Origin of the sequence: Arthrobacter sp. zg.Y820 (genome assembly GCF_030125555.1) — a bacterium.
Lineage (GTDB): Bacteria > Actinomycetota > Actinomycetes > Actinomycetales > Micrococcaceae > Arthrobacter_B.
The window spans coordinates 39,143-52,779 of record NZ_JASKLX010000014.1; the positions used below are offsets into that span (position 1 = coordinate 39,143).

14 protein-coding genes are annotated in these 13,637 nt (G+C 65.6%); 7 read left to right on the forward strand and 7 right to left on the reverse strand.

Going from position 1 to position 13,637, the window contains the following annotated elements; genetic code table 11:
- Positions 1-28: 28 nt before the first annotated feature.
- The 5 genes from QNN99_RS15670 to QNN99_RS15690 all read right to left on the reverse strand — a co-directional run bounded on the left by QNN99_RS15670 (position 29) and on the right by QNN99_RS15690 (position 5,886).
- On the reverse strand, positions 29-1,609 hold the full coding sequence (locus QNN99_RS15670) for an esterase/lipase family protein (protein ID WP_229967811.1): 1,581 nt from the start codon (positions 1,607-1,609) through the stop codon (positions 29-31).
- Positions 1,610-1,666: 57 nt separating this feature from the next.
- Positions 1,667-2,521 carry an AfsR/SARP family transcriptional regulator gene (locus tag QNN99_RS15675; RefSeq protein ID WP_229967813.1) on the reverse strand — a complete coding sequence of 285 codons (855 nt, stop codon included), beginning with the start codon at positions 2,519-2,521 and terminating at the stop codon, positions 1,667-1,669.
- A gap of 101 nt (positions 2,522-2,622) precedes the next feature.
- Positions 2,623-3,432 carry a hypothetical protein gene (locus QNN99_RS15680; protein WP_229967815.1) on the reverse strand — a complete coding sequence of 270 codons (810 nt, stop codon included), beginning with the start codon at positions 3,430-3,432 and terminating at the stop codon, positions 2,623-2,625.
- A gap of 2 nt (positions 3,433-3,434) precedes the next feature.
- Positions 3,435-4,661 (reverse strand): toxic anion resistance protein, encoded by a 1,227-nt coding sequence (locus QNN99_RS15685; RefSeq protein ID WP_229967817.1) that lies wholly within the window; start codon positions 4,659-4,661, stop codon positions 3,435-3,437.
- A gap of 151 nt (positions 4,662-4,812) precedes the next feature.
- Positions 4,813-5,886, reverse strand: coding sequence for a DNA polymerase IV (locus QNN99_RS15690; protein WP_442860543.1), 1,074 nt, complete (start codon positions 5,884-5,886; stop codon positions 4,813-4,815).
- A gap of 105 nt (positions 5,887-5,991) precedes the next feature.
- Between QNN99_RS15690 and QNN99_RS15695 the strand changes: the two genes are divergently transcribed.
- Both QNN99_RS15695 and QNN99_RS15700 read left to right on the forward strand, forming a co-directional pair.
- Complete coding sequence (locus QNN99_RS15695) at positions 5,992-6,150, forward strand: hypothetical protein (protein WP_229967819.1); 159 nt, start codon at positions 5,992-5,994, stop codon at positions 6,148-6,150.
- A gap of 297 nt (positions 6,151-6,447) precedes the next feature.
- Positions 6,448-7,311, forward strand: coding sequence for an alpha/beta hydrolase (locus QNN99_RS15700; RefSeq protein WP_229967821.1), 864 nt, complete (start codon positions 6,448-6,450; stop codon positions 7,309-7,311).
- A gap of 9 nt (positions 7,312-7,320) precedes the next feature.
- On the opposite strand, the gene QNN99_RS15705 is transcribed toward QNN99_RS15700, so the two are convergent.
- Positions 7,321-8,346: an isopenicillin N synthase family dioxygenase gene (locus QNN99_RS15705; protein ID WP_229967823.1), complete on the reverse strand. Its 1,026-nt coding sequence runs from the start codon at positions 8,344-8,346 to the stop codon at positions 7,321-7,323.
- A 281-nt stretch (positions 8,347-8,627) separates the two neighbouring features.
- A complete protein-coding gene (locus QNN99_RS15710; RefSeq protein ID WP_229967825.1) occupies positions 8,628-9,020 on the reverse strand; it encodes a hypothetical protein in 393 nt (130 codons plus the stop codon).
- Between the two features lie 149 nt (positions 9,021-9,169).
- Here QNN99_RS15710 and QNN99_RS15715 point away from each other — a divergent pair, with 149 nt between their 5' ends.
- Genes QNN99_RS15715 through QNN99_RS15735 form a run of 5 tightly spaced genes read left to right on the forward strand, consistent with a single transcriptional unit; the run spans position 9,170 to position 13,604 of the window.
- Complete coding sequence (locus QNN99_RS15715; protein ID WP_229967827.1) at positions 9,170-10,303, forward strand: ABC transporter substrate-binding protein; 1,134 nt, start codon at positions 9,170-9,172, stop codon at positions 10,301-10,303.
- On the forward strand, positions 10,296-11,399 hold the full coding sequence (locus QNN99_RS15720) for a FecCD family ABC transporter permease (RefSeq protein ID WP_229967829.1): 1,104 nt from the start codon (positions 10,296-10,298) through the stop codon (positions 11,397-11,399). The genes QNN99_RS15715 and QNN99_RS15720 overlap by 8 nt, the downstream gene beginning before the upstream one ends.
- Entirely contained in the window at positions 11,396-12,250 is an 855-nt protein-coding gene (locus QNN99_RS15725; protein ID WP_229967831.1) for an ABC transporter ATP-binding protein, read from the forward strand. The genes QNN99_RS15720 and QNN99_RS15725 overlap by 4 nt, the downstream gene beginning before the upstream one ends.
- Positions 12,247-12,936 (forward strand): hypothetical protein, encoded by a 690-nt coding sequence (locus QNN99_RS15730; RefSeq protein ID WP_229967833.1) that lies wholly within the window; start codon positions 12,247-12,249, stop codon positions 12,934-12,936. Before QNN99_RS15725 ends, QNN99_RS15730 begins: the two co-directional genes overlap by 4 nt.
- Positions 12,933-13,604 (forward strand): hypothetical protein, encoded by a 672-nt coding sequence (locus tag QNN99_RS15735; protein WP_229967835.1) that lies wholly within the window; start codon positions 12,933-12,935, stop codon positions 13,602-13,604. The genes QNN99_RS15730 and QNN99_RS15735 overlap by 4 nt, the downstream gene beginning before the upstream one ends.
- The last annotated feature ends 33 nt before the right edge of the window (positions 13,605-13,637 follow it).

A 13,637-nucleotide genomic window follows, 5' to 3' on the forward strand; every position in this document is an offset into this window, starting at 1 on the left:
AGCTGTGGACCTGCTGTTGTCCATCCGGTTAGTAAACGGACCTGGGTGTGACCGTGAGATCGATCCCCGCGCCGTGACCCAGCAGGTCTTTGAAGAATTCAGGTACGTCCACATGGCCTTTCCACCGGGCTGTGGTGGGGTCGGTGTCCGTCAGGAAATCCTCCTCCCCGGGATTCCAGTCCCTGAGTGTGGAGGGAATGGAGCTGTTCCAGGCGGCCCACGCACGGGGCAGGGCTTGGCCGGGGGAGGGCGGCTCAATGTCTATGAGCAGGGTGTCTTGCCAGTCTTCCGTTTGTTCCAAGTGGTCAGTGAAGAAAAAATGTCCCTCTCGTTCCCAGATGGACATCAGCCGCAGTTTGAGTGCATGGCGAAGCGTTGGGACTTTCCTGCCGTCGACCAGGGGCCGCGGCGCATTTGAAGCAAGGAAGGTCGTGAGCAGAGGAACCGGTGAGTCAATCGGGTCACCTTCCTTCCAATGCTCGATCTGGACGGGGCAGAAGTGAGCTGCGCTTTGTTCGTGGACCAGCACCGGAAGGCCCCGGATGGCCAGACCAACATCCAGCTGGAACTCGACTTCCGGCGGGTCTGCCCTGCCGACGGTGAAACCGACGAGTCCCACCTCAACCTTGAGATCGCCGAAGAGAAACCGCTGCAGATTTTGGTATCCCTCTTCCGAATTGACGATGCCGTAACGTCCGCTGTGGCTCCGGTGCACCACTGCCAGCGGTGCGTTCTGGACTGCGGCGTTGTCAATTTGCACCAGGCCGTCGCTGCGGGCGCCCACGGCTTTTGACGACAGCCCCATTGCGACGTCGTAGTCCTCAGGGTTCGACCCAACCAGGCAAAACAGGTTTTCGGCGGGGAATCCGCCGGCCGGCATGACGGTTCCCTTGAACGCCTCCCGTGTCAGCTCGCCCCTTTGAGCGTGCGGAGTGAGGTAGTCATACATCCGGTCCGGTCCGAAGATGTCCGCCCCGTGGAGGCCCGTGGCATCGCGGAGGCGTTCCAGCAGCCCCCAACCCAAGGCGAAGTTAATTCCGCCGTGAGGTGTCGCGTAGGTAAAGACCCGGGCTACGTATTCGGTGCCTGCGGCGGGGTCGATCCCGCCGCTGTCGTCGGCGCTGCTTTCCGGGATAACGCGCTGCAGCATGCAGCGGCAGATGAGTCCTCCCATGGAGTGTGCAACCAGGAACACCTTGGGCGCCCCGGTTTTCTCCCGTACCAGTTTGACCAGCGTGAACAGGCTCGCTGCAGCTTCCTCGAGGCTGAAGTTCTCCGGGTTGTCAGCAAAAGTGGTGGCGGCCTCGTCGTAGAAGCGGTGGATCCACACAGAAGCGGGGTTTAGGCTTCCCGCCTCCGCGCTGTTCAGGAAAGTCCACTGGTCCCCGTGGACCGGAACGTCATAGTTGTGGTCGCTGATCAAGCGCAGCATGGGGGATTCGAACTGGTGAAACTTCGCGTGTCCGCTGCCGTCAGCGCGGACGTGGACGGAGCCCTGGCTGAAGCCGTAGAACGGGTCATCTACGGCATCGTTAATGCCTGAACCTGTACCGGCAAACCCGCGGACGTAGATTACGGGGAGCCGGCCGTCATTGCCGGGAGAGTTCATTGTAGGTTCCTTCGTGGAGGGCAAATCCGCGGTAAGGAAAAGACTCCGCACAGGCCGTTACGCGGGCGTTACTGGCGAGGTTGGACTGCCTTGCCGCCAGAGAGCGCCGTTTGAGGGCAGATGCTCAGTCCTCCTGAGTCCGTGGCCTGTCAACGAATCAGTAATGAGCCCTTTGATGGATGCGGCCGGACCAATGCCAAAATCGGATTCAAGTTGTTTCCGGTACCGTTCGTAGGCGCGAAGCGCCGCAGCAGGATTGCCCTGCTGCATCTGGGCGGTGAGAAGCAGGCGCACGGCGTTTTCGTGCAGGGGTTCGATTTCCACCGCCATTGCTGCGGCCGCTTCGGCGAGTAGCGGATTGCCCCGCTCCAGCGAGCGTTCCGCAAACAAAAGGAAAGCACTGAGACGGTCTTGCGTCAGTCGAACCTGTGCGGAGACCACCCAATCCTCGTACCAGCCCGGCAGGAGCTCCGCATCCCGCAATTCGCGCAAATACACTGAGGCATCGGCATCCTGTTGGTCGTCGTGCAGCGCACGAATGGCCGCCTGAACCCGGTGAAGGTCGATCTCAACACGGGTGCTGATGGACAGCAGCCGGCCGTCATTGACGATCAAGCCGGGCACCTGCCGGGACGCCACGTGGATGCTGACCCTCAGGCTTTCCAAGGCCTTCGACTCCGGGCACTCGGGCCAGAGCAGTCCAATGAGGTAGCTCCGCAGACACGGTCCGCGGATGGCGAGCGCGGCGATGAGGCGTTGCTGGCGGCTGGCGACGTGAACAACCGCCCCATCCCGGCGAAGGCGCCAGATTCGCACCACATCCAGTTTCAATTCTGCATTTTCGTCGTAATCCATGGGAACCCGATTCGGTTCGATCACGTGTGCTGCAGCTGGTAGCACGAGGATCTCCAACGCCCTGCATCCTGTCAACGAACAGCCGACGGTTTCGAGCCCGGAGCTGCCGGATGTCCCGTCACCGGCTGACGGCGCCGCTGATCGCCCGGGAAGCGGGCTTACTTGACGCCGAAGTCGAAGCCACCTTGCTGATGGTGCCCAAACCGTTCCCTCAGGAAGTTGCCCGTGCTGGTCAGCTCCGCCGAAGTATGGCGGTGCCGGCTGGCGTGCAGGGACTCGGCTTGTCCGGAGAGGAGCTGGAGTTGCTCGACCAATTCCTCGTTGGGCGTTCTTCCGTTCGGCTGCCGGTTGTCCAGCATGCCGGGCGGGATGGCCAGGTAGCCCTGAAGCACGGCCGGCAGGTACTCACGCACTATGGCTGCCAGCTCGTACTCAAACGCGGCATCGGCCAGCGGCTGCCGCGCTTCCGCGTCGATCACCGCGTCCAGTGTCTGGCAGGTTTCCAGGACAGCGACGTACGACTCAGCGGGAAGCCGGTTCTTGTTCTGCTTGGCGAGCGAGGCTACCCACGCCAACGCCGGTGACAGGTCCGCCGTTGGCGGAGTGATCGATGCCGCTGCCGGTGTCGGCTGCTGGGCGGGCGTCCTCGGCGGATGCGGCTGGGTAATAACCTCAGGCTGCTGCCCCCGAACCCTCCGATGCAGCCACAAGTCACGAAGCATGTAGGACCGCATTGCTGACACGGGCACGATCCCGAGGACGGCAAAGGCCGACAGGGTGGCGAACGCGCTGTCGCCTCCCACGGCCGAGATGCCAACAAGGAAGATGGCGATGTAGGAGGCCCCCTCGAGGATCACCTTCCTGTTCTTCCTGCGCACCCCGATCATGAGCACCAAGAGAGGGAGGAAAGGAAAAAAGAAGAGGGCAACTGCGACCTTGAAGACATTGCCCACGGTGAGACGTGACATCGTTATCCTCTCGGGGGATGAGCGGTGGCAGCGTCAGAGGAATGGCTCCGCTCCAGCTGTAGCTTGGCACGGCTAATCTGCCCCTGAAGGACCTGCACCGTCTGCTTCATCGACTGGGCCGCTTCGGCCTTGTACCGGTCAACCTCATCCATGGCTTGGAACACGTTGTCGAACGCCTGTTGCAGCTTGGCGGGATCTATGGCGCTCCTGGCGGCGTTCTGATGAATGGCAGCGCCCTGGGAACGGAGCAGTTCGGAAGTCGAGACGATCATGTCCGCGGTGGTCGAATTGAGGGCATCGATCTGGGCCAGCACAATCTTTTGCTGTGCCAGCGCCTGCGCAACGATCACGGCGACCCGCAACGCCGCCAAGGTGGTGCCGAGCGCCCGATCCACGCCCTTGATCAGCTCTGAGTTGTTCTTCTTGATCACATCAAGAGCCAGGTAACCCTGAATGGAGACCGCCATCTGGGTCATCAGGTCCTGGTGGCGCTGGCGGACGTAGAAGAGGGCATCAGCCTCCAGAGTGGCGGCATCATCCGTTTTGCCCTGGTTGCGAAGGTCGATGATGCGTTGCTCGAGCCCATTTCCCAGATGATTGGCGAGCACGGCATAGTTCGCAAGCTGACCCATCGCCGCCCACAGGGCGTCACGCTCCGTCTGGATGGCAGCGTTGTCCTGCCGGAGGTCGTCCTGCCCACCCTTGAGTGCCTTGGTGATGGCGTTGAGCTGTTCCTGCGCAGACTCATACTTCAGGAAATACCGCTGGATGGCGCTGCCTCCGGGGAGGAACCTCAGGAGACGCTTCGTTCCGGTCAGGTCATGGCGCTTTGGATCCAGCTCCGTCACGATCTGCCGCAGTTCCACCAGCGTGTTGCCGGTGCGGGACGCAGGATCAGCGCCGGTCGCCGCGAGAGCAGCCGCGGGCCTGGTCAGCATGCGGTTGGATGCGGTGCTTGCCTGCTGCATCGTGTCCTCGCCCAACCGGGTCAGCTGCGCCAACTTCGTCTGGAACTCCGGGCTCTGCAGCGGGGTGGCCAGCAGGTCGCCAAGGAATCTTTTGGCGGTCTCAGCGTGTTTCTGCTGCGCTTCGGAATCCACCAGGATCATGCCGCCGACCTTCTCCGGATTATGGACCGTCACCTCGACCACGGGCTTTGGGGGCTCCAATACCAGGGGACTTTCCACCTCGGAGTACTGGGCATTGCTGAGGTCAAGCGGGTTAGACATCTTTTGCTCCTTGAATTCCGGCTGGGTTGCAGTCTAACCGTGCCGCCTAACGATCCTGCGTTAGGCGGTAATGAATTGTTTGCCGGATTCAAACGAGGATGCCGGCCCGTCACTTAATAAGCGTCGTTGAGGAATCGTGCGGCGTAAGCCGTCACCAACCGCCGCGCGTCGGCGTGTGTCCCTTGCGGGCGTCATCGGGCATCGCCATTTCGGCCCGCAGGCCCAGAAGCCGGATGGGGCGGCCGGCTTCGATCGCGCCCGCGAGGTCCAGCGCCCGCGCGAGGATTTCGTTCCGGTCGAAGGTCTCGGGAATCTTCCTCGCATGCGTCTTCGTCGTGAACGGTGCGTACCGGACCTTGAGGGTCAGCCCGATCACGGGCCGTCCTTCAGCCACGACATCCTCCAGGACGCGCGCCGTCAGTTCCCGCACGGCGTCGTGCACCTGCTCCGGCTCGGTGAGGTCGCGCTGAAAGGTGGTCTCGCGGCTGTGCCCGCGGGCAACCCACGGAGTGTCGTCCACAACGCTGGCGCCGTCCCCGCGCCCGAGCTCCGCGTACCAAGGCCCCATTTTCGGGCCGAACTCCGGGACCAGATTCGAGGGATCGGACGCCGCCAGTTCGGCGACGGTGGTGATGCCGAGCTTGGCCAGCCGGCCCGACACCTTGGCTCCGACGCCCCACAGATCCCTGGTGGGCCGCTCGCCCATGACGTCGAGCCAGTTTCCGGCGGTGAGGCGGAAAATGCCGGCCGGCTTGCCGAAATCGGTGGCGTTTTTGGCCCGGACCAGAGTGTCGCCGATGCCCACGCTGCAGTGCAGCCGCGTCTGCTCGAACACGGCGGCCTGCAGCTGCCGGGCATAGGCTTCCGGATCCTCCGTCTCGGTGCCGACAAAGGCTTCATCCCACCCCAACACCTGTACGACGGCGCCGGGCTGGCTTTGCAGGGTTGCCATCACCGTTTCAGACGCTGCGAGGTATTCCTCGGCATCGACGGGAAGGATCACGGCGTCGGGTACTTTCCGGGCGGCGATGCGCAGGGGCATGCCGGAACCCACGCCGAACGCCCGGGCTTCGTAGGAAGCGGTGGACACCACGGCCCGCTCCGTGGGGTCGCCCCTGCCGCCGACAATGATCGGCTTGCCCGCCAGCTCCGGGCGCCGGAGCACTTCGACCGCCGCGATGAACTGGTCGAGATCGACATGAAGCACCCAGGGGATTCCGCTCACGCGACCAGTCTGCCCCAACGTCCCGGACAAGCGCCACACTGCAGCGCATCGCCCCAATTCGCGCATATCATCGGATGCCGTTGACTTATCGATGAGAGGATCGTCATGGAACCAGGAATGCCGCTTCTTATCGCCATCGCCGCAACGACCGTATTTGTTTTAGCGGTTGTCTTCCTCCTGCGCAGATTCAAGAAAATCAACGCGGAAAAATACCCGCCGGCGACCGAAGGCAGGAAATTTGAGATTCGACGACCACCACAATGAGCCGCCGACGGTCTTCGAGCGCTAAGCGAGCAGGTCCGGCCCGTCGCGGGAGGGTTACCTGGCGTCCCGGGGCGACTACGCAGCCGGCGGTTTGCCATCTCCGCCAGCCGCTTTTGCGCCTCGTGTTGTGGGCCATGACTGGTGCCGTGATGCTGGTTGGCACGACTTGCTCAATCCGTCGTCAGCGCACTTGTCCTGCCCGGCCAGCGGATGTTGGCAGGGCCACCATCGGAGACCTTTGAGGCCTTCCATTTCTCTCGCTCTGGTCGGCAAAAGCCGTAAGGGAGGAACACCCTCATGAACAGTTCCAATGCCCCGGATCATGCCCCGGATAGCAACGTCCCGGACGGCAACGCGCCGGACACTATCGTGCTGGTCCACGGACTCTGGGTCACACCGCGCAGCTGGGAGGGGTGGAAAGCCCACTATGAGGCGCAGGGCTTCACCGTTCTCACGCCCGCCTATCCGGGATTCGAAATCGAGGTCGAGGCGCTGCGGAACAACCCCGACGTCATCGCGGACCTCACCGTCCCGGAAACGGTGGACCACCTCGCGGGCATTGTCGAGTCGCTGCCCAAGCCGCCCATCATCATGGGCCACTCCTTCGGCGGGCTTCTGACGCAACTCCTGCTGGCCCGCGGCCTGGGCGCCGCCGGTGCGGCCATCAACGCGGCCCCGACCGAGGGCGTCCGGGTCACCCCGCTGTCCCAGGCCCGCTCCCTCTTCCCGGCCCTGAAGAACCCCGCCACCTTCCACAAGGCCGTCGGGTTCACCCCGGAGGAATGGCACTACGCCTTCACGAACACCCTCAGCCGGGAGGAATCCGACGCCGCCTACGAACGGTACGCCATCGCTGCTCCGGGGCACTGGGTCTGGGCCTACGGACTCCTTGCCAATTTCCAGCCCGGGCACCAGGAGACGTGGGTGGATTACTCCGTCGACAGGGCGCCGCTGCTGTTCATCGGGGGCAGCGAAGACCACATCATGCCCCCTTCGGTCAACAGGTCCAACGCCAAGCACTGGGCCAAGTCCCCGGCCCTCACGGAGTACCACGAGTTTGAAGGCCGCGCCCATTGGACGTGCGCCGAGCCGGGATGGGAAGACGTTGCCGACTATGCCCTGGACTGGACGCTAACCCACGCGCGGCCGCAGCCTTCCTGACCGCCCCGATCAGGAAAGCAGCTCCGGATGATGCAGCTTGGCCACCTGGGGATGGGCCCGCAGCCAGCCCTTAAGGACATTGGAGCCGTAGGACGCCAGCATCGGGTTCTGCGGGTCATCGGAGATGCCGCGTGACTGCGCCGCCAGATGCTCGGGCAGCTGCACCGGATCAATGACCGCGTCCAGGCGCGGGGACCAGAAAAACGGAACGGCGTAGCGGTCCACGCCGGGAGCCGGTGCCTGCACACGGTGGATGGTGGCGGAGAGGTAGCCCTGGGTGGCGACTTCGAGCATTTCTCCGAGGTTGACCACTAGCGCTCCGGGGATCGGCTCCACCGGAATCCAGGTGTCGGACTCGTGCGGGCGGACCTCCAGCCCGCCCACGGAATCCTGCAGCAGCAGGGTCACGAAGCCGTAATCGGCGTGCGAGCCCACGCCGTGGCTGCCGGGTTCCTGAACCTCGCCGCCCACATAGTGCGCGAGCTTGGCCATCCAGGCCGGGGTGCCCTCGAACGGCTCGGCGAAGTGGTCCTCGGGCAGCTCAAGGGAGACGGCGATGGCGCTGAGCAGCTCCGCGCCGACCCCGGACATCAGTTCCGCCCACTCCATCGACGTCTGCCGCAGCTCGGGCAGCACCTCGTCGGGGAACAGATTGGGGCCCTGGACCAGCCAGAACGGCTGATCGGCCGGGTAATTTTCCACGGCGGCACGTTCCGGCCCGAAATCCACCATCTCGCGGGCATCCGGGCGTCCCTGGGTCAGCTCGGTGCCCAGCCGGGTGTAGCCGCGGAAGTGCGGCGACTTCCGGTTGTCCAGCTCCAGCCGTGTCTCCAGCGGCAGGTCGAAAAAGCGTTTGGTGACGTCGAACAGCTGGTCCACCTTTGCCTCGCCGGCGCCGTAGCCGACCAGCTGAAAGAAACCGATCCGGTGGGTAGCGTCACGCAGTGCGGCAATGAATTCGGCGTTGAAGGAACCGTCGGCATTGCGGGCAGTGCTCAGGTCCAAAACAGGAATCGATGTGGGGATCGCAGTCATGGTGCGAAGTTATCACCGTCTGCTGTCAACCGGGCAGCGAATATTACGTCCCGCCCATCGTAGGCGCCCCTGACCTGCGGCTTTATCGGTCAAAGCAGCACGGTCCGCGTAACACCGCGTCTTGCGGCGACACCTGCGCTGTTGCTCCCTGCCCTGCAGTCGTACCGGATCACGGGAAGAAAATCGCGATCAACAGGGCAAGGATGAACGTGGTGTAGGCGAAGGCAACGTAGGCCTGGCCGGTCACGGCGTTGCGGGCCCGGGTGGTCAGGACGTTGATGTCAGAGGAGGAAAACGTCGTGGCGATCTGCGCGGATCAGCCCGGGAAGGAGGAGGTCCAGGGCGACGGCGACAGTCGCCAGGATTGACGCCTGCACGTTGACGGTCGGCAGCCGGCCCGTACGGGTCGCGGTCGCCCGCAGCCAGGAGTGCAGCGTGGCAGCGTCCGCCGCGGCGAAAACCCGGTGGGTCAGGATGAGCCAGACGGCTGAATAGGCGATCCAGAACACGAAGGCGGTCAGCGCCACGGTATTCAGGGTGACCCGGACCGGGACAAGAGCCGAATATGCCACAAGGGCCGCCGCACTGGCCGGCAGGGCGGCCGCCAGGGCGCTGAGGCTCCGGCGGCGGTCGCCGGCGAGGGCCGGCACGCCCGGGGGAGGCTGATCCGTCATAGCCGTGATGCTAGCCCACGGTTCCGGTCATGGCCCCAGCCCTAATGACTTCAATTAGGTTACGAAATTGTGCGCTAATCGCACGGATATGGTCTGATGATCTAGGTCAGTTTTAGGTAAGCCTTACCTTCCGAGCGATAGGAACGACGTTGTCCGACTCCCACACCCCGCGGGGAACCACCCGCCGCAGCCTTCTCGGCGGAGCCGGCCTCGGCTTCCTCGCCCTCGCTCTTGGCGCCTGCTCCTCCCGCGAAACCGTCGCCGCGGCCGGTGGAGCCGCCGGGTCAAAAGGCTTCACCGTGACTGACATGCGCGGCGTGCAGGTGTCCTTTGACGCCCCGGTGCAGCGGATCGCCACCACGGTCATTCCCTCGCCGTCGATGCTTGCCGCCGTGGACGGCGGTTATGGCCGCATCGTGGGAATCAACGAATCGACAGTCCAGGCCAACCGGCAGGGCCTGTTCGGGGAGATGTATCCGGAGTCGAAGACCACCACCACCGTTTCGCCGTCCAGCTTCACCCCGAACATTGAAACGCTCACCGCCCTGGATCCCGACGTCGTGTTCCAGTGGGCGGACCAGGGCGACGGGCTGGTGGAGCCGCTGGAAACCGCCGGCTTCAAGACCGTCTGCCTGCTCTACGGCACGCAGGAATACCTGGAAACCTGGGTGGGCCTGTTTGCCGCGATCCTGGGCAAGCCGGAGCGCGGCACGGAGATCGTGGACTGGATGCACACCGAGATCGAACGGCTGCAGCGGGAACTGTCCTCCGTCACCGCTCCCGTCCGCGTGGTCCATCTGGGCCAGTCCGGCGACGGCTATTCGGCGTCGAACAAGACCGCCTACATGCACTACTGGATGGAACTGGCCGGCGGGCAGAACATGGCCGCCGACAACATCTCCGCCGAGAACGTGGTCAGCGCCGAGCAGCTCATCGAGTGGGATCCCGAGGTCATTACGCTGGGCGGCTTTGATGCCCGCACGCCGGCCGAGGTGTACGCGGACAAGTCGCTGGCCTCCGTGTCCGCGGTGCGCAACCGCCGGGTCTACAAGGCTCCGCTGGGCGGCTACCGCTGGGAAGTGCCGTGTGCCGAGTCGCCGCTGATGTGGCAGTGGGCAGCCGAACTGTTCCATCCCGAGCTCACCCAGCACAACCTCCGTGCGGCCATGGCCGAGAAGATCTCCTACCTTTACGGCTACGAGATTTCCGAGGCCCAGATCGACGCCGCCCTTCGGCTGGACCTGAACAGCGCAAGCGCCGGCTATGACGTGTTCAGTGCCTGAGGCGGACACCGGCACGACGACGACGGTGACGACGGCGGCCCGGCCGGCGGCCCGCAGCCACCGGCTGGCCCTGCTGCTGTGCGTCCTGATCCTCCTCGCGGTGGCCCTGGTCTCCATGGCCGCCGGCCGGTACTGGGTTCCGCCGAATGAAATCCTGCGCATCCTGGCCAACGAAGCCACCGCACTCTTCGGCGCCGGAGGCGGCGAGGGGCTCCTGCGCCGGACCTGGACCGACCAGGAAGCCACAGTGGTCCTTGACGTGCGCCTGCCGCGCGTCCTGCTGGCCTTCCTGGTGGGCGGCGCCCTGTCGCTGGGCGGCGCCTGTCTGCAGGCCCTGTTCCGCAACCCGCTGGTCAGCCCGGACATCATCGGCGTCACCGCGGGAGCCTCCTTCGGCGGCGTGCTGGTGCTGACCCTCGGCCTCTCCGGCGGCTGGATGGTGGGCGGCGCGTTCGGCTTCGGGCTGGCCGCGCTCGCCGTCGTGCTGGCGCTCGGACGGATGGGCGGCGCCGGCGGGCCGATGCTGATGATCGTCCTCGGCGGCATCGTCGTGGCGGCGTTCTTCAACGCACTGGTCTCCTTCATTACCTACACCGCCGACCCGTACTCCGAACTGCCCTCGATCGTGCACTGGCTGCTCGGTTCCATTGCCGCCGCCAGCTACACAAAGGTCCTCACCGCTCTCGTTCCCGTGGCGATCGGCGGAGCCGTGGTGCTGGCGATGCGCTGGCGCCTCAATGTCCTCTCGCTGGGCGACGACGACGCCGCGGCGCTGGGCGTCAATCCGCAGCGGTCCCGCGTGGTGCTGCTGTGCGCCGTCGCGCTGATGACCGCGGGAACCGTGGCCGTGGCCGGCGCCGTCGGCTGGGTGGGGCTGGTGGTTCCGCACCTGGCCCGGCTCTGGGTCGGCCCGGATCACCGCGTGCTGCTGCCGGCGTCACTGCTGCTCGGCGGCACCTACCTGATGCTCATCGATACCCTCAGCCGTTCGCTCAGCAGCAGCGAACTGCCGCTGGGCATCCTCACCGCCATCATCGGCGCCCCGGTGTTCGTGGCGCTGCTGGCCCGTTCCCAGAAGAGAGGCGCAGTGCAATGACCGTCGCTGCCGCATCCACCGCCCCCGAGCCGCTGATGCAGGCCACCGGCCTGGGCTTCCGCTACTCGCGGCTCCGGCCCTGGCTGTTCCGGAACCTGGCGTTCAGCCTGGAACGGGGCGAGATCCTCTCCATCCTCGGGCCCAACGCCCGCGGCAAAACCACCCTGCTCAAATGCCTGTCCGGACTGCTCACCGCCCGCGAGGGGCAGCTCACCAGCGGCACCACCATTGGCTACGTCCCGCAGGACCACGGGGCCGGCGGCACGTCCTTCACCGTTGCCGAGATGGTGCTCATGGGCCGCAGCCGGCACCTGCGCGCCTACCAGACACCGCGCCGGGAGGATCACGACGCCGCGGACGCCGCCATGGAGCGGGTGGGCGTGGCCGCCTGGGCCAACCGCAGTTATGCCGAGCTCTCCGGGGGCCAGCGCCAGCTGGTGCTTATTGCCCGGGCGCTGGCCTCCGGCTCCGAGCTGCTGATCCTGGATGAGCCGGCCTCGGCTTTGGACCTGCACAACCAGTCCCGGGTGCTGACCGTGCTGTCCGGCCTCGCCGCCGACGGGATGGGCGTCATCATGACCACCCACCACCCCGACCATGCCCTGCACGTCTCCCGCAACGCGCTGCTTTTCGTCGGCAGCGACGACACCCGGTGGGGTCCCACCGAGGAACTGCTGACCGGGTCCGCCCTGTCCGCTGTCTACGGGCTTCCCATCTGCACCCCCACGGTGGGCACGGTATCCGGAGACCGCGTCATTGCGGTGCCGGACTTCGGACCCTCCTGCCGCGAGGACTGCCCCGTGCCGCCCAGAACCGGCAACGCACTGCCATTTCGAAAGGACCCTTTGTGATTTTCCGACTGATCGGCGATACGCCGATGCGCGGCCAGCGCGATCCTTCCTGGCGCGGTGCGCCGGAGGACGTGGACGCCTACGACCTCGACGACGACGCCGCCCGGGCGCGGATCCTCGCCGCCGACGGCCTCATCATCGGCGGCGGGGTCGACCACCTGCTGCTGATCAAGCACCGGGCCGCGCTCACCGGGTTTGTCCGCAACGGCGGCCGGGTGCTGGTTAACGGGCAGGTCGTTCGGCCGTTCATCGACGGACTGGCACCCTGGCGCAAGCTGGAGTTCCGCGGTCCCCGGGATGTGCAGCCGCATCCCGTGACACCGCATCCGGTCTGGGAGGGTGTGGACTACCGAGACCTGCACTACCGCACGGGAGTGCCGGGCACGCACAGCTACGAGCGGTTGCAGGAAATCGGTGTCGCCGGCTTCTACGGGCGCGGCTACCACCTGGACCTGCCCGACGGCGCCCGCACCGTCACCGGCATCGGCCAGTACCGCCTGCCCCTGGACTACAGCTACCGGCTGGGCGCCGGGGAAGTGCTGGTCCACGGCGGCAACGATCTGGAGAGCTTCGGCGACGACCGGTATTCCACCCGGCAGCTGGGCCCGAACCTGGTCGCCTGGCTGGACGGCGCCTCGAAATCCGACAGCACCCCGCCCGGCAGCATCGAAGGAGCCCGCGAATGATCGTCGACACCAGCATTGCGGCCGCCGGCAGCACTCCGCGCATCGGGGTGCTGCACTGCGGCACCTACCCGGCGCTGCGGGCGCTGGCCGATCCGGCGCTGCAGCCCTACCGGCTCGAGTCCGTCTACCTTCCCGACGCTGATCCGGCGGCGCTCGCTGACCTGGACGTGGTCCTGGTGGGGGACCGGCTGCATCAGGGGCAGCTGGCCCGCTTCGCCCCGGCCATCCGCGAAGCGTTGCAGGATTCCGGCAAGACGGTCATCATCCTCGGCGAAAACAAGGTGGAGCGGTGGCTGCCGAACGTGGGCTACACCTTCCGGCCCACCGTGTTCTGGACCTGGCGCACCGGGGAGGACAACGGCACCCGGCTGCGGCTGCCCGCGGATCCGATGTGGCAGTACCTCACGGAGCGTGCGGTCTCCTGGCACCACCACGGCCTGCTGCATCCGCCGGAGGGCGCGCGCTCACTGGTGGTCATGGAAGAGAACGGCACCGATTCAGGGGCCCTGCTCTATGTTGATGAGGTGACCCAGCCGGCCCGCCTGCTGGTGACCACCATGGACCCGATCTATCACCACGGCTCGGGTTTCATGCCCGGAGCCTCGCAGCTGCTGTATTCACTGCTGCGCTGGGCCACCGCAACGCACGTTCCGGCGCTGCAGGCGTAAGCCGCCGACCACAGGCGGATCGTGCAGCGGCCG

Coding starts and splice junctions, on each gene's coding strand:
- QNN99_RS15670 (WP_229967811.1), bottom strand. CDS start 1,609: ATGAACTCTCCCGGCAATGACGGCCGGCTCCCCGTAATCTACGTCCGC.
- QNN99_RS15680 (WP_229967815.1), bottom strand. CDS start 3,432: ATGTCACGTCTCACCGTGGGCAATGTCTTCAAGGTCGCAGTTGCCCTC.
- QNN99_RS15685 (WP_229967817.1), bottom strand. CDS start 4,661: ATGTCTAACCCGCTTGACCTCAGCAATGCCCAGTACTCCGAGGTGGAA.
- QNN99_RS15695 (WP_229967819.1), top strand. CDS start 5,992: ATGGAACCAGGAATGCCGCTTCTTATCGCCATCGCCGCAACGACCGTA.
- QNN99_RS15700 (WP_229967821.1), top strand. CDS start 6,448: ATGAACAGTTCCAATGCCCCGGATCATGCCCCGGATAGCAACGTCCCG.
- QNN99_RS15705 (WP_229967823.1), bottom strand. CDS start 8,346: ATGACTGCGATCCCCACATCGATTCCTGTTTTGGACCTGAGCACTGCC.
- QNN99_RS15710 (WP_229967825.1), bottom strand. CDS start 9,020: ATGACGGATCAGCCTCCCCCGGGCGTGCCGGCCCTCGCCGGCGACCGC.
- QNN99_RS15725 (WP_229967831.1), top strand. CDS start 11,396: ATGACCGTCGCTGCCGCATCCACCGCCCCCGAGCCGCTGATGCAGGCC.
- QNN99_RS15735 (WP_229967835.1), top strand. CDS start 12,933: ATGATCGTCGACACCAGCATTGCGGCCGCCGGCAGCACTCCGCGCATC.